The sequence below is a fragment of the Priestia sp. AB genome, assembly GCF_028369225.1.
In the GTDB taxonomy this organism is placed as follows: domain Bacteria; phylum Bacillota; class Bacilli; order Bacillales; family Bacillaceae_H; genus Priestia; species Priestia megaterium.
Genome location: NZ_JAQMYN010000018.1, coordinates 1 through 24,959, shown reverse-complemented (window position 1 = coordinate 24,959; position 24,959 = coordinate 1). Strand labels below are relative to the sequence as shown.

Sequence of the window (24,959 nt, the reverse complement as noted above, 5' to 3'; positions counted from 1 at the left end):
TTAATTCACCTTTCCAACTTCAAACTTGGCTTTCGAAAACCTCGGCTTCTTCACTTCAAGTATGGTTCCATCGTGAGTATGAACAAGAAGTACATTGTTTTTCTTATCGGATGACTTTAGGATTTTATCATGAAATTCAGAAAACTGGAGTGCATCTTGCATATCCTGACGATTAGGACGATATCCTTCATTTATCTGTTTGAGGAGTGAATACAATTTATAATCTAGCTCAAATAGAAAGGTTTGTCCTTTTTGGCTATAACCAAGTCTCATTGATGATGTAAAACGCTCAACCTTATCTAGTCGGGAGACTGAACCGAACATATTTTCATCGACCTCTGGATTAATATTAATTTCAAATGCTATCCTGAAATTTTTGCTAGGAGAATCTGCAAATACATAACGGTCTTTTGGAGAACCCTTCCAAGCATAAATCACTTTTTCAATTAGATTAAAAAGTCTACCAATTTCTTCTTCATCCCCTATGTAGAAAGAATATAGAAACTTTACAAATTCTCGATACGCATCATCATAATTCTTTCTAAACAACAAGGCATGCTGCCGTAGAAATAGTCTAGAAAATTCTGTTTGGATATCCTTTTGAAACATGCTATTGACATGTTTCCACGCACCAATACTTGACTTTTCTCCTAGTTCTTCCTTCACGTACTGGAATGGATTAGCTTTAAGTATGAGATTTGTAACCAATCTATCTGTTACTTCCAACCTTCTTTTTAATGGATCCATTTCATTTAAGATGGTTAGTAATGGCGATCTATCTGGGTGACCATATACTAAATTTGGTAACATATCGTTTACAGGTATTAATGAATCATTTAAAAGCAATTGATGTTTAATGGGCACAATAATTTCAAATAGAAAATTATAAAATGACCGGGTGGAAATAAATACTTTTTTCTTTATCATAGCCTCGATAAGTGATTGAACAATTGATTCCCTTATTTCTTCTTGCTGAAGTAAAAAATAGTTACAGTGTGCAGCGCTTGTTATTTCATTTTCCTGATCTTGAACCCACGCATTGTAAAATGGATTTGCATAATCTTGACTGGTTACCTTATCGATGAGCTGTAAGAAAAACGGAGACTTTGGCCCTTCCCCTGTTAATACATATGGCTGTGTATCCGCAAAATTAAGTAAATGGAAATCACCATCATGATTCGTAACATGTCGCCCCTTATCAAATACTCCACAGTTGTCTATAAAATCACATAAATTATGGAATCTACCCTTTTTCCGTTGGTGGCTATAAAAATTATGTAGAACACCAAGATTAATCGCAATAACAACATGCCTACTAGTTGTACCATTCTCTGCGTCTGCAAAAGGAGCCAATACCTGTTCAAGGGTTTCCAATGAATTTTTATCTGGATTATACGATTCTGTTGAATCATTATGAATCGTAACGTCTTTTAAAAGATCAGGGTAATTTTCCTTCATATACGCCAATAAATGGCTCTTACCGTCCCCTACACTTCCACATAAGAGAATTAAACTTGACCTTTCTTTCTGCTTTAACTTTATCAATACCTTTTCTAACTCTTTTTGAATAGCCCGTTCAACATGCATATAGCGACGGAGATCACCAAAAGATTCAGCATTTACTACAGATTCCCTAGAGGAAGATTGTAGGACCTCCAGCATTGAAACAAACTTACTCTCGCTTGTTGAGAAGTTATTTTCGGCCATTAGCATTTCTTGTGATTCCCCATCTATTGTAACAGCTGTTTCAATTTCACTTAGATGTAAATCAGCAAAAGAATCCGTTTGGGTTTCATTGGCTATTAGCTTTTCCGAAATAAATAGCAAACATTTTAATCCTTGCTGAGCTTCCTGTTCTGTTAAACTATCTTCAAATTTTCTATTACTTAAAATATGATATTCCATGGCGTAATTAAATTCTTCACTGGAAACATCAAACTTATTTTTTAGTAACTGCCAGGCTGTTTTAATTTTAGATGATTCAAAATATAATCCATTAATTTCTTCACTGTTGATTTGTTTTGCTAACTGCTTCATTCGTTGGAGTGAAATGGCAAGAAAGACTTGATCCATATAAGCAACGGCGAGTGCTGGATTATTATTCAGCATTGTTTCTATATCACTATAGTCCTTTAAGTCATCATTTAACTCTATTATTCTCTTTAAATTTTCCCACACACATTCTTTCCTCACGGCTCTATTCTCCTTTTATGTAGCAGTTTCCCTTTATATTTTATTATATTACTTTTTACATTATTAAAAAATTTATTTTATTATTATAAGGTTGGAAATACACAGAAGTGGATATAGTTGTTCATGAAATAATTCAACAAAATACTTTTATTTATTATTAATAGTGTAGTTGTTACTTTTAAAAATTGAAATGATTTCAAAATGAATACGTATAGAACTGAAGAACCTCATGCTGATGAGCACACAACATTTTTGCAAAAAAAGCAGCTAATGGGCATTAGCTGCTTTTTTTGTAAATATTCACTTTGAAATCTCATGAGTTTCCATGGCATATATCTCGTTAATTTTTTTACCCATTTTCTCCACTAAACCTACTACTAAAGCGTTCCCCATGCAGAAATATCTAACTCTATCCGTTAATTGTTCGGTCCAATTCGGAGGAAAATCATTCATTAATTCACATTCTATTGGAGTTAATACTCGCAAACGCTTAGTATCAAGATCTTCAACTACATGAGTACTGCGATTTTTTGTAGCTTCACTCGTAAGCATAGTTCGTCCAGGACTATCTAAATCATCGGGGAATTTCATTCCACCTTCAGCATAAGTATAAACATGACCTGTACTTGAAGTTCGCTCAATACGTTTTGGCCCTTTAAGATAAGTAAAGTGTTCTAAAGTTGTTTTTCCGTTCTTTCCTACTGCATCGCTATCAACATAATATTTTTCATCAATTACTTGATAATCTCTAGCTTTAATTAAAATGTCCCTTAATGTAATGGATGGAACTGTGTGAGGAATAACTTCCTCAGTGTAAAATTCTCCATTTCTCATTATACCTGCATTTCTAAAAGTTGCTGTGAAAGTGTCTGATACTTCCACAATATCTTCAGGTAACACATCGTTTGATACAGAATGCTTTAAAGAAGTTTCAGCTATTGGAAATTCACTAGCAAAAAAGCCATTTTCGTGTATACTCTCTTGTAGAGAGTAATCTAACTGTTTTTTAGCATAATTAGTATTATTTCTGGATGCAAAAATAAAAATTCTTCGTCTTCTTTGTGCAAATCCGTAATCAGCAGCGTTAATAACTCTCCATTCTACAAAATAACCTGCATCTCTAAAGCTTGCTAGCATAACAGCAAAGTCTCTTCCACGTAATTTAGAAGGTGATTTTAATAATCGATCAACGTTTTCTAATAATACAAATTTAGGTTTGTGGTGATTTACTATGCGCATGATTTCCCAGAATAGTACACCTTTTTTCCCTTGTATACCGGATTCTCCACTTAATGAACGTGCGACAGAGTAATCTTGACAAGGAAAGCCTCCTACGAGTAAATCATGTTTAGGGATATCTTTTGTCTCATCTACTTTAGAGATATCTTCATTACTGTGAATTCCTCTGCCTTCGAATCTTGTACTATAAACCTCAAAAGCATGCTGTACTTTCTTTGAAGGTTCCCACTGATTACCCCAAACTATATTAAATCCGCCTTGGCGTTCTAAACCGACTCTAAATCCGCCAACTCCAGCGAATAATTCCACTACATCTATCATAAATGCGAACATCCTTTCCTATTGACACGTGTTTTCATTATAAATGATTTTTAATGAATAATGAACAAAGAAGTATCTTCCAAAATTATCAGCTACATGTCACAAAAAAGAAATCACCATAAAACACACAGCTTGTTTAAGTTGTAATCCTTAGTCTTTTTAACAATGTACCAAAAAGTATTAAAATACCTACTTTATTGTTTTATGTAACATTCATTTTTTAGGGTTTCCAAACCATCTAATCATGGCTTGTTTGCTGATAATCCATTCTTTTCGTTCTCTATCGGGATGCTTAAAAAATTTGACTAATCCTTGTTCAATCATATTATTTAGTTCTTCTTGTCTTTTTTTGCTAAGAGTAGAAGGACTATATTTATTTTTTAGTGTTTCCCTTGGTACTCCCCAGAGATAAGAAGCTTCTAATGGCGTCATATATTTTTCAATTTCTCTCACCGTACTTTTCTCCTTTTTATGTTATTTAAAAAAAGAAGAGCCAAAAGGAATAATTTTCATCCTCTGTGGCATTCATTTCTATATTACTTAGTTAAAGTCCTAAGTTAGCAAAGAATGTTCTTTCATGTAGGACAGATTTCAATAACCCTTTTATTAATTAATATGCGACAGTTTATACACCCATTTATAAATCATTATTAACAAAAAGACCTTATAAGGTTATTTTACAATAAAAAAATTAACCTTTCAAGGTTAAATTAAAGAATCGAACACATAAATAATATTTTAAATTATTTATTATGTAATACTTTAAACCCTAAGTTCAAATCTTTTTATAAAAGGTAATAGTTCTATTGCGGAAATTATACTTACCTGAAAAAGCGAGATGAGTATCTATTTGGATTTGTTCCTATGCAGCTATTCCAAATAGTTGATGAATAAATTACATTTAACCTTATCCAAGCTTCTTCTAAAGCTTTATTTGTCCTATTTGGAGGTCTTAAAACATCCTTTTATCCTTTTTTAAATTTAGGATAGCGATGAAATCATCTTTTTTTATCTGCTGTCATTATATGAGGTCTAGAAATATGCGAAAAAGCCAAGGCTTTATTATAAAAACACTTGGCTACTTGTTTCTTCTTGATTACTTGGATAAAAATCAATGGGATTTGCTTACTGACGTAGAGCCAGCCATTTCATGAAATATGGACGATCATTGTTTGAAGGAGTTTCGTACCATTCAGAGCAGATAAAGTATTTTTCACCATAAGCTTCGACTTCTGTAGACCAATATCTCATAACTTTTTCTCCATTACTAAGAGAAGCCTTCCTCAATAGTGGGTGTAGTAAATGAAATGTCTTTTTGGAATAATCTGCTGTTTGCATTAATTCAATTTCTTCTTTTGATATTTCATGATTAGCCAGCATTCTGGTTAAAGTACTTCGTACAAGGAGGCCAATCTTCATTTCATTATATCCGTTTATATTATTAAAATCTTTTGTCTGGGGACTACTTGTGCTATCAAGATTATTTTCTGTGTGACTTTTTCTATTATTTGAAAATAAGCTGTAAATTTGCATACTCCGCATAAAAAGATCTTTTGAATCATTTGCGGATTTAGATGCGTCTATCACTGGTTGCATTATTTTGTCATAAAAATCATCATTCGCAATAATACGTATATTATAAGTTAAATCGAACTTATACAATAAGTTTTGAATATCAGATATAAATTTATCTAATGGAGGAATTACAGTTTCATCAATTCTTGGAGAAACAAAAATGATATCGCCAGTTTTTTTATCAAAGTGTCCATATAAAAACATCACTGTTGTTAATATTTTTTGGGCCACTTTAATAATAGCTTTATCTATATCAATATAACTCGATTCAACTTCATCAAAATTTACATCTATTGCATATAAATTCTGAGTATCTCCATCAAAACTTGCACCAAGAACATCAATTTCTGATTGCAGAAGCAACTGTGGAGCTGAAACTTTTCTTTTATATAAGCGCTTATTATAGTCTTTTCTTAATACTTCTATATACGATAACATCAAAGTGTTTATGGTATCTTCATTCTTCATTTCCCACGACAAAGAAGGCTTTTTCCAGTTCGTTTGCACAAGTTGACACCCTTTTATATGTCTAAGCCATGTGTATAATAGTGACTCACCCATTTCAATTTTCATTATTAAAATCCCCTTTTTCATAGTAAAACTAAAGATAATTCTGTGTTTTCTATTATTATAGCATGTACATAAAAAGGTCAATCGGCTAAATGCCGGTGCGACAGTTTTTTTGCCACTACAGAGTGTAGTACATAATACCATGAGCAATTAAATAGCCTATAGGTATGGAAATAGGTTTCTTAACCATTCCTTTACATTTTCAACTGTTCGATATCCATTAGATTCTAAAATTAAACCTATATCGTTAGCACACATAATGATTACTGGATGTCCATCTGCCTTAATTTCCTCATAAGCTTGATTGCTTACATATGAAGTTGTAACGAATATTCCAAATTGACGGTACCTTAGTCTACTAATCAGTCTAGATGTCTCTTTTATCCCAGAACCACTACTGAACCCTTTACATTTTGCTTCTAATGCAAAATCAACATATACTGCATTTTGATTTAATCCTATTCGGTATTTCCCTATTGCATCACGTCCTCCATCTCTCCATGGTCTGGTTAAATCATAATTTATTATGTTACTATCCATCATTTTTGCTAGAAGGGCCGCACACTCTTCAAATGCATATTCTCCTTTTGGGTGACCTTTGAAATGTTCTATTATAGCCTCCACCATTGCATAACGTATTGCTGACGATGGAATTTGTTCCTTTCTAGTTCTATGCTCTATAGTTCTTTCTGCAACTAAAGGTTTATAAAAACCAGTTTCAACCCATTCTAACCATTCCTTTGGTGCATTTGAAGTAAAGGTATGTCCATTTTGTATGTCTTCAATCCACTCTCGCTTTACTGTTGCTACATCTAATATAGTGAAAATGGACTTATAATTTTGAAACCTTTTTCCCTTTTTCAATTTCCATATTGCTACTAAATCTTCGGTATCGTTAATATCAGGATGACCAGGAACGGCTATTCCCTGAAAAACTACGTCTCTCCTTCTTCCTGATTTACTAAAGATAAAAAAGGGTGGGATTGATATTCTGTTTCCTAAATGTAGCTGTTCAAAAACATACTTTAATAGTTGATTGCCTCCCTTTGGAGTCTCATGTAGATTTTTTCCATGGCTTCGATTGTCACCAAAATAGATGAACTTTCCTGTTTCTTTTTCAATTATGTCTGGCCAATCAGGATTTACTAGGTCAGTATATATTCCACACAATCTATAACGATGATCTTTTTTTGATCCCGAAATTCTAAACCCCCCCATGTTTTCACATTTTAGTATTTTACTGATGGGGTCAGCCGAAACATTATCCTTCGGTCCCCCTTCATAAATTGCCTCCACGGTGAGATCTGCATCAATTAGGTCTTCAAATTTTATATATGTATCCATATTGCCCCTCCAAATATATTTTCTACGGCTAGGTTTTATTTGTAGTTATCATGTAAAGTAATTTATAATCACATTATATAAGATTCCTTTTAAAACTTATTATTTTGTAAGTGGTTTAAAATTAAGAAATCTAACGAATGAAAATATATAGAAAGTTTAAGTCCTAAAGATTCTTACAAAATGGTCAGGAATTTTTTTCGAACTCTTACGTTTTAAGAAACATATATATAAATAATTTAAACCTCAACAATATATATGATCTATTTGACTCCAACCCTAACGTATCCTACGACCCACCACAGATTATCAAACATCAATAAGTATTAGCAAAAAAGGAGAAATGGAATAATTTTTACCTTACAAAAATTTCAAATTGATTGCTCTTGCTTCATCTCAAAAGAAGCCTTCTATAGTACGTAGATGGCTTCTTTAAAAGTTAATTTAAGCAATATTAAAATTAAGCATACACCTACTCCTAATTAGTCCCATTAAAGAACGTTACTCATTATAAAATATTACTTAATTGTCTTATAGATTCTTCTTTAAACAGTGTCCAAGAAGCACCTTGTTTCGCCTACTAGGTTACATTTCAATCTCCTGGTGACTCTTTCAAATATCATTCGTACAAATTGCAATTGTACAAATAATATTTGCCCACTTAGCAGGCACAAACTGTTTTTTCACACATCTATTAAGTTAATATTCTCTCCATAAATATGACTAAACATTGCATTCGTATAGTAAATTACATTAGCTTTATAACTTCATTTTTTCAACAATATTGGTTATGTAATTGTTAATAATAATACTTCTAGCAATAAAAATTTTGTAAAAAAATCACCATTAATTTCTTGTATAGCTGTCATTCTTTGGTGAGTCTGTTTCTTTCTTAATATAATTATTGCTCATTTTGACCAAGATGTCGGTTTGTTTCGCCACTTAAGTCTGCTTCTTTTATTTCACTAGTACGAGCATACGTAGTAAAGGTGCGTATTCTGTAAAAAGAATTCTTAGTGAATCCCTAGGACTGACCCAAAGGTTCTTTTCCTTTAATACGTTTTATGCTAACTAAACAAGTATAAAATTTACAGCTATAAAACAGAACAACCTACTGCTCCTGTGCAGTAGGTTGTTCTATTGAGAATATGAATATGGTTTTAGCTGTTCATAAGAGCTACTTTTTCTTTCCCATCACAGAGAACACCTCGAACTTTACAATATTCACCTACACACTTCGATTTATGAGAGAAAGTTACTTGTCTATAACTATCTTATGCCTTATATAAATCTTACAACTAACAGTACTAAATCACTAAAAATAATGAAAGCCCCTGTAATTATCAGTAATCCCACTGATTTTTTATGCTTTTATAGAATAAAATTTACCTTTTTACCTCGATTTTCAATCCTTTTAAAGTGCTATACATTTATATTTAAAATAAATATATTGAATAGAAATAATGGTATATATTAGTATAAAAGAGTCTGGGTATATATAACCACTAAGAAATTATAATACGTAGTTTATAAGTTAGACTATTGTTTATTTAAATTTAAAATTGAATTTAGATAGATATAGCGTGAAACAGAGAGAGGCGGATTTACATGGAATTAGATTTTGATTCAACTATAGAAAACTTTATTAAGAAAAATAAAGTTAACAATTCAGAAGAAGAGTATGTAAAGGATTTTAAGCAGAAGGCAGAAAGGTTCTTAGAACAAAGTAAAATTAAAAACGCATCAGATGTCAGAATGATTTTATTGAGAATGTTAGGTGATTATCAATATTATTCTAGATTATACATAGAGGAAATTTTCAAAAATTTTTATGATTATTTAGTCCAAAGGATAAAAGAAGAAAGTACTATTTATAGTCCTATATCTAGTGAAAAAGATTTTACTAGAATGAATAGTTCCTACTTTTATTTACAAAAGTTTTTAGAGATTAATGATTTGTCAAATGAGCAAGCTATAAACTTAAGTTCTTTGTATTTAGATACTAGTAATAGATATTATAGAAAAACTTTAAGTCACTATAATGAAAAACAAAAGAATGGAGTTAACCAGCAAGAAAGGGAAATAAAAAAAGTGTACAGTAAATTGAGATATATTGATACAGTAGTATTTATTGATGACTTTTCAGGTACTGGAGATACAATAAGAAAATTTTTAAGAATAGCTGCTGAGATGGTTAAAGATAAACAAGTTATAGTATTTGTAATTCATATAACTGAGAGAGCTATAAAAATTATTAATGACTCGTTTGAAGAATTTGGATATAAGAACGCAAATTTAATTTTCGAACATAAAAGTAAAAGTTTCTTTGAAAATTATACTGAGTTAAAAGATGTGAGAGATAAACTATTAAAATTTGAACAAGAGGTACTTGAAAGTAATCACCCATTAGGTTTTAAAGAGACAGAAGCTCTTGTAACTTTCTATAGAAATTGCCCTAACAACACTATTAGTAGTTATTGGTGGAATGAAAATGATGAATGGGAAGCGCTGTTTCAAAGAAAGAATAAAATCTTAGATTTTTTTGGTGAAAAGAAATTAAAAGAACTATACGAAGCAATACGATATAATCTATCCTTAATTATTCCTAATCACTTATCGAAAAGATATGATATTAAAGAAATTCTTCATTTGCTTTACCTAAAAGAATTTCCTAATGATAAAGAAGACTTTGAAATAAAGAAAATATTGGGGTATAATGATAAACAGTTATTGGAACAACATGATAAATTATTAAGCAAAGAGTGGATCGATTCCCAGAATAATTTGACTTCAAAAGGTGGAGAAATCTTAGACGAATTAGAATTGAAAAAGGCTGATTTTTCAGATTTGACAAGAACCAAAACTTTACAAGTGGCTTCGGATAGTCTTTCTTTTGATGATGAATATATACCAGTTCGATTTCCGTAAATTAGGGTGTAAGAAAGACGAGTCGTCTTTCGAATAAGCAATGTTTCAAAATTCTTATCCAGTATGGCTACTAATTTGAAACGAAAAGCGTGTTCCAAATTACCTAACTTACAAATTAAAGTTCGAATTTGCAAGTTAGGTGAATAAGTAATGTAAGATTCAATGGTTTTATCAGTAATTTATACTTTGCTTAATAAAAGGGATGGGATGGAATGGATTTAGAAGTTTTAAAATCTAATATGATTAAAAAAAATATACCATCAGAGGATATTGAGACTACTATATCTTACGCCCGTACTCTAAAAGATAATGGTGTTCCAATAATCTTTGATATTCAACATTTGAGAAGACTCTTAAATATAACTACATCTGATTTTAAGAGATTATATTATGCTAAAAATCAGCAGTATAAAACTGTAGAGGTTCCTAAGAATAATGGGTCAGGTAATCGAATATTATCTATCCCATCAATTGATTTGAAGTATATCCAAAGATGGATACTAGACAATATTTTATATAAGATAAAAATTAACGATTACGCGGTTGGTTTTGTAAAAGGTAAATCAACAGTTGTAAACGCTAGTTACCATATAAAACAAGAATACATTTTAAAAATGGATATTAAAGATTTTTTCCCTACTATAACAGGTGGTAGAGTTTTTGGTTTGTTTAAAACCTTGGGTTATTCGCCTAGTGTCGCTATTGCTTTAACTAATTTATGTACTTATAATGGCTCGTTACCTCAAGGTGCTCCTACGAGTCCGTATATTTCTAATTTGATTTGTAGAAATTTAGACATGAGGTTAAATCTTCTGTGTCAAAAAAGAAACCTAAAATATTCAAGATATGCAGATGATATTACTATATCAGGTGGAAGAAAAATAAAAAAAACTATTACTTATGTTGAAAAAATCCTCGAAGAAGAAGGATTTACTGTTAATCAAAACAAAACAAAAATTATTTTTAAAAGTAAGCGACAACAGGTTACCGGAATAGTTGTTAATGAAAAATTATCCGTTCCAAAATACTTATATAAAAATCTAAGACAAGAAATTTATTATATAAATAAATTTGGATTAGAGTCTCACCTACATAAAAGAGGTTTAAAAAATAAATCACATGTAAAAGAACATTATTTTGGATTAGCTAACTATATTTTGATGATTGATCGTAAGAAAGGTCAAAAAATATTAAGCCAGTTAAACGCTGTAGATTGGAATATTAGAAGAAATACGTCCATAAACCGGTTGGATTAGCCCTATAACCTGTTACCTGAAGGAAACTGACTGAACATGTTTTTTATAAAAATAACTTTCCTCTTTTTATATTTGTATGTAGAACATAAAAGCACCTTCTAGACAGAAAGGTGCTTTTTTCACCATAATTATTTATAAATAAAAACTTAGTTAATTGGCGATTTTGAAATACAGAGAAACGCTCTCTCTCTGATGAAATGAGCTTTTGTTTTGCTAAAGTTGCCCATTCGATGCAACTTTGAGCACTTTAAAAACCGTTTGTTAATCCATATTTAGAAAGAAATCAAAGTCACTTGTTATTTGAACTACATATTCCACTTCATGACTATGAGTTCCCTTGAGTATACGATTATTTACTTTTTTCCTGATTCATAATAATAGTTACTTAAAAACCTCCTTATCCCTTCTTTATCCCTGTAACAATCACCCTCCAGACTTTGGACTTTCTGAAAGTCACCTTGAAAGTAAATCTCAGGTTCTACACCCCTTTTATCACTTTTAGGGTATTTAAATAACCCTGCTTTTTGATAATACATCAATATCTCTTCTTTGCTTAGTCTAGTAGATAGCCTTACTGACGCAATAACTCCCCGATAACCACCACTACCACCAACAAGATGTTTGCCATTAGCTTGCTCATCTTCAATAACTTTCGTTTTAGGTGGAATGGGATATTTAAATAATTGTTCAGCAAAATCATTAGAGACCCTGTCCTTATCAGTCCAATTTGTCAACCCTAGAACTAATACTAAAGTTAATAGTATGGCTACTAAAAGCAGCATTCCTAACTTGCTACATACTGTTTTCCTTATAAAATTCATATACAAGAGACCTCTTCTGCTGCGTTTTACTTGTTTAGATTTCAAAATTTACTTACTGATTTTTTCTGTATGGCGACAATCTGGAAAAGAGGAACAGCCAAAAAAACGAGTACCATTCCCATCTCGTACGACTAGATCCTGCCCACATTTTGGACACTTACGAGGATCTGGCGTGATATTTTCAAAGATTTCTCGTGCCTTAAAAACAGGATTTATTTCATTAATAAACTTTTGAAGATCCGTACGATCCACTAAGGTCACATCACATGCAGCTGCAAGCTCTTTCGCTTGTTTCGTAAAATAACTATTGGTCACAACCCACGCCTGATTCGCTTTATAATACGCTTTTGCCCCATACACTTCTTGTACAGCTGAAATACTGACCCGATTTTTAATTCCATATCGTTTAGCTTGAATCACAATTTTTTCTTTGCCTTTCATCACTAAATCAGCCCCAAAGTCACCAGACTTTTTGGTTACTTGAGGTTTATATCCTAACTGTTGGAAAAGGGCCTGCAAATAAATTTCAAACTGATAACCATCCATTTTATCAATATAGGGCATACCCGATTGGGCTAACTCTTTCATATACCTCCGTTCACGAAGGACACGGTAAGCAAATTGAGAGAGTTTCACTAAAATCATGATAAGAAAGAGGTAAAATACACCTTGAAACACGTTATCCATTCATTGAAAGCTCCTGTTCAGTTTGTTTATTCCGGAGACGTGATGCCACAGGTTGAATGCTTTTTCCATTCTTCTTTAACTCGTCGTTCCAATCTTTTGCTCCCTTTGGAATATCTACTCTTATTAAATCAGCATTAACGATTTGGTTCATTTTGTCAATAAATTCTTTTCCTCCTTGGTCGTTATCGACAGCTAACACCATTTCTTTAATGCATAACCCTTCTTTTCGAGCTTCAATATAAGACTGAGCAACGGTTTTAGGCTTTAATCCATTCATACTAACGAGTCGTGTGTTTTGTAAGCTATTCTCCTGAATACTCCAATAAGAAAGCAAATCAATTGGACTTTCAAAGAAATGAATCTTATTTGGGCGACCAACATCAATTGAAAAGCCTGTGTGTGGGTTATCGTTCGGTAAGACTTGTTTAAAGGAACCACGCTTATTATTTATAGAGGCTGTGCCTTGCCGATTCGCCCCAATTACTTTTCCTTTACCTCCATGCTCACGCCACTTAAACACCACATTATTCCGTTTGTCCTGGGCGATTAAATCTTTTTGAAGGAGCCAGTCAACTAGTCGAGGATCTATTTTACGCTCTTTTATGAGATAATCTTTTACTTTGTTTTGATCCTTTACTTCTAACTCTTTTGGATAGCGAAAAGGCTCTTTTGATGGTGAAACCGACGGTTGTTCATGCGACTGAGAAAGCTCTTTGTAATTGCCTTTGTTGATATCTAATACGGCTTGTGGAAACGACATCCCATAATACATTCGAGCGAAACTGATTGCTCCATATCCCGTTTTATTCCGGCTGTTCCAAGCGTACATATTTCCTTTGATAAGTAAGCTATCATGTTCCGTATGACGATAATACTTTCCTTCTTTTACAAAGGTTTCGCCTTTGGCTTCTAGATACGACAACAAATCAACATCTTGTGCTTTCATGATTTCCCCCTCATTGACGTGTTTTCGTTCTCCCACCTAATCCCTCCTTCTCTTTCACCCTATGAAAAAAGAGGACTAAATATAATATTTAGTCCTCTTACCTTTTTGAAACTTTTGCCATTTTTAACGTTCTATTTCTTGTTGGTCTTTCTGTTTTTTTGAAGAAAGTGCTCCATTATTCCGTGCAAAAAACTTTGTAAATCCATTTTGTGATTTCTCTTCTTTTTTCTGCTTGTCGTGATTCTTTTTCTCTGTGTCCAAAGCCTTTTCGAGCTTCGTTAACTTCTCACGTTGAGAATCAGTCAAATTAAGCTCTTTTAATTCCTGCAGCACTTCTTTTTTCAATTTGTACACCTTGTCAAAGGAATGCTTTTGTTCAAATTCTTTCATTTTGGCCACACGCTGCTCTTTCTCTTGAAGTGTTTCTTGCTTAAGCTGCTTTTCGACAGGAGCTTTTTCTGCTTCAGCTTCCTTTTTCTGCTTCTTTAGAAGAATCTTTTTCATCTGATATGCCTAATTGGGCTAACAAACTTTGTTTAAATAGCTGCTTATACTGTGTTTCTTCACTAGGCTGCTGCATAACCTCTAGTACTTCTTGTTTGTAATCTTCTTGATATCGGTCCTTCTCTTGTGTCTGTTTACGAGCTTGAAACTGATGAGAAAGCTCATTCTCCATGCCTTTCAATTGGTCGGAGGTGAACTGCTTTTCCTTTAAGGTACTTGATTTCAACATGACATAATCGTTTTCTGCATTCACACGGGCTAACATGCTATCAATATCTTGGGGTTTCTCTTTATCATGAGCCTGTAAAAACGTAATATAGCTTGTTTTGAGCTGCGTTTCTCGATCTTTCTCTAAAACAGGATTCACATCATGACTTCTCAAAAAATCAACTGTTGCTTCGCTTTCATAGGCTTGTTTTTGTCCTCTTTCATCGGTGGAAACAAACAAAACCTGCGGTTTTTCTTCCCCTATAGCTGATTGTGTTAAGTAAACAGCACCAGAAGGAATGTCTTGCAGCTGTTCACCACTGATATTGGCCCAGCCTGCTTCGATTTTTTCATTTTGTGGGTATTTCATGAACTTCTTTAATTCTCGTTTATCGGAAACAAGCGTTTTAAATTGGTCATTTGAAAGAGATGTTACTTTTTGCATGATCGATTCCTCCATTTAATTCATATTTGGACATAAAAAAAGAGAGCATGTACGCTCTCTCACCTTTCTAGCTCCGGTTCTTCTTTTTTTCGTCTAGCTGTACCTGTACGTTTTTGGAGTTGCATTTGACTGCCCACTTCCATACGGTCTTGAAAAGTGAGAGATTGTTCTTGAACTTGACCATTCATGACCCCCTTCTCGTTTTTAATGATGTTCGAATTGAACTGATGCTCAAGTTTTACGACTTCTTCTTTTGTCATCCATCCATTTTTAATCGCTTGTGTTTTGGTTGAATAATACTTTTTTTCAGCCGTGACACGATCTAATATGCTATCTACATTTTGTAATGATTCCTGTTGCTGCTTTTGTTTATAATCTTCATACCCTTCTTTCATTTTCTCTTGTACATTTTCAGATGAGAGAGGATCTACTTGCAGCTGTTTTTCATCGTTTTTTTCTAGTGACTGATTTTTTTCTCGTTCTTTTACTAAGGTATCTTCAATTGTTTCGATAAACCCAACGGACGTTTCATGCACTTCTTTTAAAAGCTTTGTTTTATCTTCAAAGGTCTTGCCTTTCGTCCAGTGCGACAGGTAATCTAACGAATAAGAAGTGGTATCGATTCCAAAATAAGAGGAAACCGTATAAGCTGTCATTTCTGCCTGAAATTCTTTTTCGGCAGCTGTATAGTTTAGATGTGTCTCTTTTGTATGAAGTTTCGCGTGTGATAATTCATGCAAAAGTGTTTTCACATTTTGACGTTCAGAGTTACGAGGATTTAGTGCAACTTCTTTAGTTAAGGTGTAACTAACTCCCTTTGCAGCTCCAAGCTCCTCTTTTGGTTGAATAATAGAAATACCATTCTTTTCAGCAATAGTTTCCATTCCCTTATAGAGTGCTTTGTAGTCCTCCACGTTACCTTCTAACCAACGATTCGGGAATATCTTAGGTAAATCACTCGCCTTTGCGTTTGTCTGCGCCAGATCGAAAACATGGCCGACTGAGAAATACAGTCGACCTTGAGTAACTTCCTTTTTTCCATCCTGTATCAGTTTCTTTTCTTGAGGAGTGGCTTTACTAATCGACTTCCATTTCCCGTTTTTATCTTTAAATTTAGGAACCGTTTTGTTTGGAACAAGGATCTTAATGCCTTTCTCCCCTTTATTAACAGAGAACCCCTTGTCTTTCCAAAATTTAAATGAGCCAACAGCTTGAGCACCAAAGAACTGTTCTTGAATCAGCGCTGTATTTGACATGGAGTATTGATAAAACTTACCCATGAAAGATAAATAGTCTTTTAGTTCTTCGGCAGAATGAAAATGCTGCTCAATTTTTTTCTCCATTCCATTTGTTAGCTTCTCGACTTCTTTACGCTTATCTTCCACGGATTTTTTTGCATATGTTTTACTCATTTTCATCCTCCTCTTCTTGATAGGAGATCCCCTTTAACTCTTCAAGCTCTTGTTCATACCAAGGTTCTTCTAAATCCACAAAAAGCTTCTGTGTTTTAATATTCATTGGCACCAACATATTTTCTTGATGCACCACATATTGATGAAACTCCTTCGCTTCTTCTGGACTTAAATTCACCTCCACCTCTTTGTCTTGATACTGGACAATGGCATGATCCTCTCCTACAGCTTTAATCGAAGCTAAAACTAAATCTTTGTTAAAAAACATAATATGTCATTCCTCCTCTACATGTTTAAAACTATCTTTATATAAATCCATCATTAAGATGGTTGTTTCCCTTTGGACTCTTCCCAATCAATCCGTTTTTGACGTTGATTTGCAATACGCTTCTCAACAGCCTCCTTCGCAACCTTTGTGCTATCTAACTCTTGTAAATCGGTTGTCATTAATCCATCAAAACCGTGATGGAAGAAAAGACCGTTCATATATTCAATCAAGATTTGTGTGTGTTTATCAGCACTATTTGCCCCAAGACGAATCTTTGTTAATTCATCTTTTAAAACCTGATGTAAGTTATTGCTGACCACTTCCGAAATATATTGCAACGACCATTCATTACTTTTAGTTTTTTTATGCTCCATACAGATCTGAGCAATAGCCTCACCCGTAAATCCAATATTATTTTCTTCCATATATGTTTGAATATATTGTTTTGTTTCCTCATCCAGTGATAATTTCATACGTTGTTTATTCATTTAATAACTCCTCTCTTCCTGACGATGATGTTCAATTTCTTTTTGCAATCGTTCATAATGTTGTTGGTTTTTCCAACTTTCATATTCTGATTTAAATGCTCGCTCCATCTTTTTTAGTGCAAAATGCATAGAAACATGTTGATTAAAACTTGCAGGACGCTTTGATTGTTTCTTACTTTCTGCCATTCTTTTAATCTGTTGCTGCTGCTTATCATACTCTTTCATTTCTTTTAAAAAGGCGTTCCCCATTCGCTTATAAAGATCATCTATTTTTGTTTGCTTATAGTCCTTGTATCGCTTCTCATCTCCTTTTCCTTCACCATAAGCTTTCTTTAATTCCTCTACTTCTTTATCTAATTTTCCAAGTAATTGTTGATACTCATGGTTATAATACTTTTCAATGTATTTGTGACTCAGCACATCAATAAATGGCTTCATTGGCTTTAAAGTTCGGTAGCTATATTGCCACTGCCTTTTATCTTCTGGAAGATGATTATAAATTTGGAGAAACAATGGTTGAATGTCTCGATTCTTCCACCTTAATGAAGAATCCTGCTTCTTTTTCCCAACCATATCATTTCGAATTAACTCATTTATTTTCTGCTGCTGCTCACCTCGATTTAAAATTTGATTTACAACTGTTGACTTCATCGCATCCAATGTCTTAGGCTTTCTTTTGCCTCGCTCACGTGTAGGTTGTGGTTCTACTGTCGCAATATGAATATGAATGTTCCCCGTATTATAGTGTATGGCAGCTGACCAAACAGCCGACTCATTTAACCTTTCCCTTTTAAGCATTTCCTTCATAGACTGACGGGTAATGTCCATTAATTTTTTCTCATCCACTGTATGAGTATGAGCATCATATAAACCATTTTCTTGGAGCCAAGGATTATGAAATGTGATGACATCTTGCCACATAATGCTGTTATTTTTTTGCGCTTTTTCAAACAACTTTTTTAATTGTTTTTTCTCTACATCATTCAAGTGATTGGATTGTTGAGTAAACAAAGAAGATGTTTTATCAGGGTTATCCATATAATCTTGATAAAGAGTAAACAGTTTCTCATGTACTTCCTGTTCTTTTTTCGCCTCATCACGATCTACATAATCAACATAATCTTGAAAAGCTTTTTTATCAGATGTGACAAACTTTGTTTTTAATACTACCCCTGGTGTGATCGTTGATTGATTCATTTTTTATCGTCCTTTTGATAAAAATACTCACGCATCTCCATTAAATTTTTAGTGAGTGAATACTGAATATTTCTTTCTGAGCGATTTACTTCATCTCTTATATCTTTTAGCTCTTCTTTTAAAAGAGATTCTATATTCTTCGGAACAGATTCTTTAATAGAGAGCGAATGATTCTCTTCCTTATTTTTTAATTCCTCATGTTCCTTACATATTCGAGCAATGGCATCGCCAGGAAAACGAAAATGATGTTCTTTCATATAATCACTAAGGTACTGATCGGTTTCTGGATCAAAAGAAACCATACGTCTTTGTTTTATCATTCTTCATCCTCTCCCATCATTTCTTGAATAAATCCATTGATTGTTTCAATTGCAACTGCACATTTTTCCATCATCTTTATATTTTTATAGATGATATTTTCGAGTTCTGCTTCACGTTCTTTTTGTTCCTGAAAAACAGCCAGTGTTTCAACCTGACCTTTTAAGAATTCCTGACGGGAAATCTTTTTTTCTTTTGCAATTTCATCTATTTTTTTTACGGCAGTTGGATCAATATCTCTTAAAAGAATATCCATAACATTCGTTCCTTTCCTGTAAATTGTGGTTCCCCACTACAAAAGAGAGAAGAGCATAAGGGGTTTTTGCTATCACAGGGTGTGATAGGCTAGGCAGAGCCTAGCAAAACCGTGATATCAAAGAAAGTCGCTGAATGTCCCCTTTGCGTCCCCTTTTTTTGAGTGTACGTCCCTTTTACGTCCCCTTTTAAAATCCCGATGTCCCCTTTATGTCCCCCTGTTTTGGAGCCATGTCCCCTTTGCGTCCCCCTGTGTTTTTTCACTTCATGGCTAAATCTTGTTGCTTTTCATTCAATTTTTGGAGCTTTTCTTGTAAACTTTTTTGTTCATCTTCATAGAGCTGAATGCTTTCATCGCTCGACTGAATGGCATCCTTTTTCATCACAATTTTTGATTCAGTATCGGCTTTTTCCTCGTCCACTTGGTATTTCATATCACGTTGTAACTCGTTCATTTCTTGTTGCGTTTGGTGCTTATGTTTGGCTTCTACTGTGATTGCTTTTTCATAGTTTTTCATTTTCTTTTTGACAAAATCTTTTTCTAACTCATTAACTAAAAGCGCATATTCTTGTTTGGTTTTTGTTCCTTTTCCTTCTTCACTTTTCGTTTTTCGTTGGTCAGAATAGAGCGTTGTAATTAATGCATGAGCGTCTATTTCCTCTGTTGAATCTGTTTCTGAATCACTCGTTACATCATCTACGTTTACCGTTTCTTTTTCGTCATTTTCTTGATATAGATCAAAGGCAAGTGCTTCCCAATTTGGAGATAGATCGCTGATTCTTACCACATAATATCCATCATCTTCATACAATAAATGAACAGGTAATTTGATGTTTGGATTCGCTTTTTCTTGTGCCACAAAGCTTACTTCTTCTTCATCTGTTTGATCCATTTTGATGACCATATCCAGTGAGCCATTAGCCGGATGATACACACGATTCTCAATGGTTACGGTTCCTGTTATGTTAGAAGAAATGGCCTCATAGGTTTTGGTATGATACAACGGATCTTCTGTTTTTAAGTAGAATTTTGATGTCAGTAAGGATAAAAAACCGATAAAGAAAAAGATCAACATTGCTGTATACTTCCATGACCGATTGCGATTTAAATTAAATCGATAATCTTCAAATTGCTTTTTAAATGCCACCTGCTCCACCTCATTTCATGATTTCTGTTTTCAATTCTTCAATACTATAAACCGTCCATTTATTCTCTTCTTTCCGTAGAGAAACTTTAATAATGTCATGCGTTTGATCGTCGACATTCTCATCTTTTATGACAAGGTGATTTGTAAATTCTGCAATGACTTCCACCTCTTCTTGCCCTCCATCATATTGTTGAACATATAGCTGTACATCGTTTGGATTCGATGTGTAACTATCTCCATATACGAACTTTTCAGAAGGATAAAATTGCTCATAAAGTTCTTTGTCCATGATTGATTTTGCAACCTTTTTCCGTTCCTCAAACCCTTCTTTTTCACGATGATAGGACACATCGATGAATTGATGAACCGTATTTAAGTAATCTCGTTTTTGTTGTTCTTGGGCAGAAGAGCGAACTTCACTTAGTTGTTTTTTTAACTCTTTATTTTCTTCTTGTAAGCTCTCATTCGTGACTTGAATTTGTTTCGAAGCTGTTGTGTTGGAGATATTGTGGTTCAGGTAAATGTTGTAAATGGTTACGCCTGCCACCACAACGGCAAGCGCTCCAAATAGTAGTGCTGCTTTATTTTTCATCGCCTTTTCTCCTTTTAGAATCGTTTTACTCTTCCATTAAATCGTTCACCAAAATACGTTCCTTTTGCCATACTTGCGATGGCTACACCTGTTTTTCCTTGGCAGCCTAAAAACTGATTATTGCCAACGTATATCCCAACGTGACCGTCTATCTTATAGGTATCAAAAAACACCACATCCCCAGGCTTCATGTCTTTTGGATTGATTGCTTGCCCTTGTGTTTTGAGTGTATCGGTTGTTACGCCCGACATTGGACCGACATTCATTCCTACTTGCTCGAATGCCCATCTGACAAAACTTGAACAATCAAAACGTCCTGCGTTAATATCAGATTGAGAGCGCCCACCACCAAATACATAGCGTGTTTTACCAATCAACGTTTTGCCTGCGTCAATCACTTTCACACCCGATTTAACGCCACTTCCACCACTCGCAGGAGCAGCCGGTTTTCCATCTGCTGTAATCGTTCCTGTGTAATATTTCAGCACCGCATCAACATATTTGCTATCCCCATAGCAAGCTTGATACGGTACCATTTCAGGACGTACACAGTGATAAATCCCTGTATGTTTTACCTTTTGATATTGGATTTGAGAAAATTTAATGGCTAATTCTGGTGTATATTTGCCCCCATTTTTCATAACGAAATTGATAAAGCCACCGCCAAAGTTGTACGACTGAAGGCAAAGCTTCAAATCATAATGAGCCTTTTCTAGGACACTTTTAAAATGTAAAACTCCTTTATCGACCGATAATTCAGGACTAGAAATACATCCAACTGATCCACAAAACGACTCACTACTTTGCATCGGATCGTTTCCTCTTCCTCCACTTTCTTGCATCATAAGTGCCATCATAATTGGCACATACGAAGCGTCTAGCCCATGTTTTTGTGCGTACTTTTCAAGCAAGGGTTGATACTTCATGACCTCTGGTGACACATTAGCTGTTCCTACACCAATGCCTCCGCCTTCAATCTCTGTTACCTCACCTTGTTGACTGTCTTTTTCAAATTCACCTGTAATGGCTACAATCGTACTCATGATTAAGAGGCCCGATAATCCTAACAGGATCAACGTGCCTCCAATCAAATATTTCTTTGGAATGAGCTGTAAAACGATATGCAAGGCTTATGCACCTCCACCGTACAGCACTTTTTCTTCCTCATCGATTTCAATATGAAACAAAATGTTTTTTACGGACTTAATACAAAGCAGCACATCCCCAATTGGTAGCTTCGGAATTTCAGCCAATTCGCTGTCCGTAATCCCTGTTTTAAACACTCGTTGAATCGTATCTAAGTTGTTGTCATCTTGCTGCATGATGAATTTATATTGCGTTAAATCAAAAAGCTTTTTAATTTTTTCAATCGCTGTTTGTTCGGAACCATCTGGCACAAAGTCACTGATTAAATGACTTGCGTAAATCAATCCTGCAAAGTATTTTCGAGCTTCTCGACTAAACTCTGTTAAGAAATCTAAGGCATGTTCATTGCCCTTTTTCGTGTTCACAATGTGGTGCGCCTCGTCGATGACAATCAAATAACGAATGGCATCTTCAAAGGATAATGTCCCTTTCGTGTAGGCTGCCAATTGTGGTTCTCCATTCTGGAGCATGCCATCCCATAATAAACTCATGACATTGAAAAGCTGCGCCTGTGCAATTTCATCTTTTAATTTTGATAAATGACGGATAGAGAAGAATACCACTTGTTCGTCATTAAAATCTTCAATTGTCGAAATGCCATCAAACAAATGAGCGTACGTTTCAACCAAGTTTTCAATGTTAAGTTCGATTAGTTCAAGTCTACGTTTTCGATACTCTCCTAAGTTCGGATGGTGCTCTCGTGTTTTCTCATCTGCATATAACTCTTTTCGAATGAGCTGTAGAAACTCACTAAAGGTTGGGTAAGCTTCCGGTGAAAGACCTGTGATATGATTACTTGCGCCTTTTTCATCGTTCCATAACTGCTTTTGGATATAGAGTTTACGAAGTAACTTTTCGTACTCTTTTAATTCATCATCTTTTGCTTCTGGTGCGATAAAGCGATAAAAAACGGTTAGTTTGGATAAATGCTGCGTAAAGCTATTAATCTCATGTTCATGTGTTTTAAATACCTGTAAGGGATTAATTTGCCCTTCTGATCCATCTAGCGCAATCTGTTTTCCCCCTAATTCTCTGACGAGACTTTCAAACTCTCCTACAATATCAAAGCCACGAATCTTATAGCCTTTAATGGCATTATCCGTGGTGACTTTCTTTAAAAATGTGGATTTACCTGCGCCCATCAATCCCATCAACACTGCATTATAACTTTTACGTTGTTGATCTTTATGAAACAAATCAAAGATGACGCTGCCACCTGTGCGAGTTGTCCCTTGATACGTACCATATGGATCATCTAAGTGGGTAAAATGAAAAGGAAACCCTCCGGCTAGTGCTAATGCGGGGATTTCCTTTCCTTTTCGCTTATTAGGATACTTCTTTTGTATGTCAAAATGCGTCACTAACGATTCCCACTCATACTCTTGTTCATTTAAGAAAATGGATCCTCTGAAGTTATGCGTTTCAAGGTGATGAATGACTTCTTTTAATCGCTTTTCTAAGTCAGGAATCGTTTTTTCTGCAATATAAATGCGAAGGTGTATTCGTTTGATCACTTCTCCATTTGTGACTTGACGGTATAACTCTTTCATATCTAAATACTGTTCTTGTGCATCCATACGATCAATGTTTTCTTTGGCATTCACATGCCGTGCATTTTGTTCCGACATATTTTTATTGATCGCTTCTACGACTTGTTTTCGCTCATCGCTCACCACATCTAAGGTAGTAATGGCATTTGGCATGTTCATAATCGGCTCCAACCAAAAATCATTCACGTTCGTTGGGTACTCATAAATATGAATACAAGTCGAATATCCATCACCATTTCGAACGAGGTTTTCTTTAAAACTTATCCCTCCTTGTGGTTGAATCTGTGCCACAAAATGAGGATTGTATCCTTTTTTCTGCTTAATCTCTTGAGGTGTTTTCTCTTTTTTACGAAAAGGTAATGGCATCATCGATTTATCATCCTTTCTTATTGTTTATTGCCAAGCTTGGCATTTTGATTGTAGAGTTTGTAAAGAAGATTGATTTGTTTTTCATCCGAAACAGGGAACAGAGGTACAGCCAGTTGAATATCTCGCATAAATTGATCTTTTCGTTCTTTTACAGTGAGTTCAGTTGGTCCATATAGAAAAAGAAAGTATTCTCGATTGGTTCGCCCCCATTCTAAATATTGAAGCTCTTTTAATTTTTTTCGTAAGAACCGAAGAGATAACGCATTTGGGGCTTCTCGAATCTTCTTTTCCAGATACTGTTGCTGCTTTTGAGTTGAAACAGGCAAGTTTAACGAGATAATCTTAAAAGGATCTTTATCGCCCTGGTATGTTTTGGCTAGTGTATAAATATTGCGTCCTGCCTCTTGGTCATGCATGGCATTGATATCTGTACTTTGAAGCTGCCAGATCCCAAAAAAGCCACCATCATCTTTTAGCTGAAATAATCCACTATCCGTTTGATCGATGATGGGAATGATATCGGCTACACTTTTCTTTACCTCCGGTAATTTCTCTTTCTTCTTATCCTTTGAAGGTTGTAACAGAGAAAAAAGATTCTTTTTCTTTGCACGAGCGATCTGTTTATCCATCTCTTTTTCGTCAAAAAGAAGCGATGTCGTTGCTATCTTCTCTTTAGGAACAGCTGGGATGAAGGTAGGACTCTCTTTTTCTAGTATTCTTTCATCAAATAATGCCATCTATCATATCCTCCTTGTGGCTTTTAAATAAGCTTCACTCAAAACATTAGTAACACCTATAGATAGTCAAAGAGAAAGGGCATGTTTCGCAAAAAACAAACGAAAACATGCCCTAATTGAATAAAGTAAGGATTTAAATAAAATATGGATTATTCAAATCATTATTGTTAATCACCACATCCGCGCTAAATTGTGGTTGATGTTCATCTAAATAGATTTTTGACGCTGCATGATACCTTTTAATAAACATTTCCTCGGCCTTTTCATAGCTTCCACAGGCCTGCTCTTCTCGTTTGGCCCCCCTTTTTCTAGCTAACTCAAAGTCAGTACTAACGAATATTTTAAAATCATATAGGTTGCATAATTGCTTTTTAAATAGAAAAGTTCCATCTACAATTAAAATCATGTCCTTAGTTGCTAGTTGAATATTGGGTTTAACATATTGG

22 protein-coding genes and 2 pseudogenes are annotated in these 24,959 nt (G+C 34.3%); 2 read left to right on the top strand and 22 right to left on the bottom strand.

Features of this window, described 5'->3' with window-relative positions; genetic code table 11:
* The 5 genes from dptF to POF52_RS27680 form a co-directional block, all read right to left on the bottom strand.
* Entirely contained in the window at positions 1-2,193 is a 2,193-nt protein-coding gene (dptF, locus tag POF52_RS27700; RefSeq protein ID WP_271996917.1) for a DNA phosphorothioation-dependent restriction protein DptF, read from the bottom strand.
* Positions 2,194-2,493: 300 nt separating this feature from the next.
* Positions 2,494-3,753: a DNA (cytosine-5-)-methyltransferase gene (gene dcm, locus POF52_RS27695; RefSeq protein ID WP_271996914.1), complete on the bottom strand. Its 1,260-nt coding sequence runs from the start codon at positions 3,751-3,753 to the stop codon at positions 2,494-2,496.
* A gap of 213 nt (positions 3,754-3,966) precedes the next feature.
* Entirely contained in the window at positions 3,967-4,206 is a 240-nt protein-coding gene (locus POF52_RS27690) for a DNA-binding protein (protein WP_251569211.1), read from the bottom strand.
* A 672-nt stretch (positions 4,207-4,878) separates the two neighbouring features.
* Positions 4,879-5,901, bottom strand: a complete 1,023-nt coding sequence (locus tag POF52_RS27685; RefSeq protein ID WP_271996908.1) for a hypothetical protein — start codon at positions 5,899-5,901, stop codon at positions 4,879-4,881.
* Positions 5,902-6,057: 156 nt separating this feature from the next.
* On the bottom strand, positions 6,058-7,242 hold the full coding sequence (locus POF52_RS27680) for a restriction endonuclease (RefSeq protein ID WP_271996906.1): 1,185 nt from the start codon (positions 7,240-7,242) through the stop codon (positions 6,058-6,060).
* A 1,605-nt stretch (positions 7,243-8,847) separates the two neighbouring features.
* Between POF52_RS27680 and POF52_RS27675 the strand changes: the two genes are divergently transcribed.
* Entirely contained in the window at positions 8,848-10,167 is a 1,320-nt protein-coding gene (locus POF52_RS27675) for a phosphoribosyltransferase (protein ID WP_271996904.1), read from the top strand.
* A gap of 212 nt (positions 10,168-10,379) precedes the next feature.
* A complete protein-coding gene (locus POF52_RS27670) occupies positions 10,380-11,423 on the top strand; it encodes a retron St85 family RNA-directed DNA polymerase (protein WP_271996901.1) in 1,044 nt (347 codons plus the stop codon).
* A gap of 353 nt (positions 11,424-11,776) precedes the next feature.
* Here POF52_RS27670 and POF52_RS27665 read toward each other — a convergent pair whose 3' ends face one another.
* The 17 genes and pseudogenes from POF52_RS27665 to POF52_RS27585 all read right to left on the bottom strand — a co-directional run.
* Positions 11,777-12,244 (bottom strand): hypothetical protein, encoded by a 468-nt coding sequence (locus POF52_RS27665; protein ID WP_271996899.1) that lies wholly within the window; start codon positions 12,242-12,244, stop codon positions 11,777-11,779.
* A gap of 48 nt (positions 12,245-12,292) precedes the next feature.
* Positions 12,293-12,931: a restriction endonuclease gene (locus POF52_RS27660; RefSeq protein WP_271996897.1), complete on the bottom strand. Its 639-nt coding sequence runs from the start codon at positions 12,929-12,931 to the stop codon at positions 12,293-12,295.
* Complete coding sequence (locus POF52_RS27655) at positions 12,924-13,877, bottom strand: DUF3991 and TOPRIM domain-containing protein (RefSeq protein ID WP_271996973.1); 954 nt, start codon at positions 13,875-13,877, stop codon at positions 12,924-12,926. The genes POF52_RS27660 and POF52_RS27655 overlap by 8 nt, the downstream gene beginning before the upstream one ends.
* A 123-nt stretch (positions 13,878-14,000) precedes the next feature.
* Positions 14,001-14,381, bottom strand: a complete 381-nt coding sequence (locus POF52_RS27650) for a hypothetical protein (protein ID WP_271996895.1) — start codon at positions 14,379-14,381, stop codon at positions 14,001-14,003.
* Entirely contained in the window at positions 14,341-15,033 is a 693-nt protein-coding gene (locus POF52_RS27645; RefSeq protein WP_271996893.1) for a hypothetical protein, read from the bottom strand. Before POF52_RS27645 ends, POF52_RS27650 begins: the two co-directional genes overlap by 41 nt.
* Positions 15,034-15,365: 332 nt before the next feature.
* Positions 15,366-16,445, bottom strand: a pseudogene (locus POF52_RS27640) (ArdC-like ssDNA-binding domain-containing protein); the annotation flags it as partial.
* Positions 16,438-16,713 carry a hypothetical protein gene (locus POF52_RS27635; RefSeq protein WP_043977016.1) on the bottom strand — a complete coding sequence of 92 codons (276 nt, stop codon included), beginning with the start codon at positions 16,711-16,713 and terminating at the stop codon, positions 16,438-16,440. The pseudogene POF52_RS27640 and the gene POF52_RS27635, both read right to left, overlap by 8 nt.
* A gap of 53 nt (positions 16,714-16,766) precedes the next feature.
* Positions 16,767-17,201 carry a hypothetical protein gene (locus tag POF52_RS27630; protein WP_271996888.1) on the bottom strand — a complete coding sequence of 145 codons (435 nt, stop codon included), beginning with the start codon at positions 17,199-17,201 and terminating at the stop codon, positions 16,767-16,769.
* Positions 17,202-18,398 carry a MobP2 family relaxase gene (mobP2, locus tag POF52_RS27625; protein ID WP_271996885.1) on the bottom strand — a complete coding sequence of 399 codons (1,197 nt, stop codon included), beginning with the start codon at positions 18,396-18,398 and terminating at the stop codon, positions 17,202-17,204.
* Entirely contained in the window at positions 18,395-18,718 is a 324-nt protein-coding gene (locus tag POF52_RS27620) for a hypothetical protein (RefSeq protein WP_271996884.1), read from the bottom strand. Before POF52_RS27620 ends, mobP2 begins: the two co-directional genes overlap by 4 nt.
* Positions 18,715-18,972: a hypothetical protein gene (locus tag POF52_RS27615; RefSeq protein WP_218813123.1), complete on the bottom strand. Its 258-nt coding sequence runs from the start codon at positions 18,970-18,972 to the stop codon at positions 18,715-18,717. The genes POF52_RS27620 and POF52_RS27615 overlap by 4 nt, the downstream gene beginning before the upstream one ends.
* A 259-nt stretch (positions 18,973-19,231) precedes the next feature.
* Positions 19,232-20,119 (bottom strand): hypothetical protein, encoded by an 888-nt coding sequence (locus POF52_RS27610; protein WP_271996880.1) that lies wholly within the window; start codon positions 20,117-20,119, stop codon positions 19,232-19,234.
* A gap of 10 nt (positions 20,120-20,129) precedes the next feature.
* Complete coding sequence (locus tag POF52_RS27605; RefSeq protein WP_271996877.1) at positions 20,130-20,711, bottom strand: MerR family transcriptional regulator; 582 nt, start codon at positions 20,709-20,711, stop codon at positions 20,130-20,132.
* 14 nt (positions 20,712-20,725) lie between these two features.
* Entirely contained in the window at positions 20,726-21,838 is a 1,113-nt protein-coding gene (locus tag POF52_RS27600; protein ID WP_271996874.1) for a bifunctional lytic transglycosylase/C40 family peptidase, read from the bottom strand.
* A 3-nt stretch (positions 21,839-21,841) separates the two neighbouring features.
* A complete protein-coding gene (locus POF52_RS27595; RefSeq protein ID WP_442956661.1) occupies positions 21,842-23,773 on the bottom strand; it encodes a VirB4 family type IV secretion system protein in 1,932 nt (643 codons plus the stop codon).
* A gap of 20 nt (positions 23,774-23,793) precedes the next feature.
* Positions 23,794-24,513, bottom strand: coding sequence for a hypothetical protein (locus tag POF52_RS27590; protein ID WP_271996869.1), 720 nt, complete (start codon positions 24,511-24,513; stop codon positions 23,794-23,796).
* A 133-nt stretch (positions 24,514-24,646) separates the two neighbouring features.
* Positions 24,647-24,959: pseudogene (locus POF52_RS27585) on the bottom strand (hypothetical protein); the annotation flags it as partial.